The sequence below is a fragment of the Chloroflexota bacterium genome (assembly GCA_013152435.1).
Lineage (GTDB): Bacteria > Chloroflexota > Anaerolineae > DUEN01 > DUEN01 > DUEN01.
This window is the reverse complement of record JAADGJ010000095.1, coordinates 34,620-34,848: the sequence shown is the minus strand read 5'-3', so window position 1 is coordinate 34,848 and position 229 is coordinate 34,620. Positions and strand designations below refer to the sequence as shown.

The window sequence follows — 229 nt, the reverse complement described above, 5'->3', positions numbered from 1 at the left end:
GCCTCTTGGGAGGCCTGCAGGGCCTCCTGGCGGCGGCCCAGGTCGGCGAGGCGAGCGCCCAGGTTGTTGAGGCTTGAGGCCAGGTCGGGCAGGAAGGCATCGGGGTTGCGCTGCGCCAGCTGGCGATAGATGGCGACGGCCTCTTGGGAGGCCTGCAGGGCCTCCTGGCGGCGGCCCAGGTCGGCGAGGCGAGCGCCCAGGTTGTTGAGGCTTGAGGCCAGGTCGGGCA

1 pseudogene (running past one end of the window) is annotated in these 229 nt (G+C 72.5%); it reads right to left on the bottom strand.

The features are described from left to right. Positions 1-229 (bottom strand): annotated as a pseudogene (locus GXP39_13660) (tetratricopeptide repeat protein) (it continues 1,696 nt past the right edge of the window).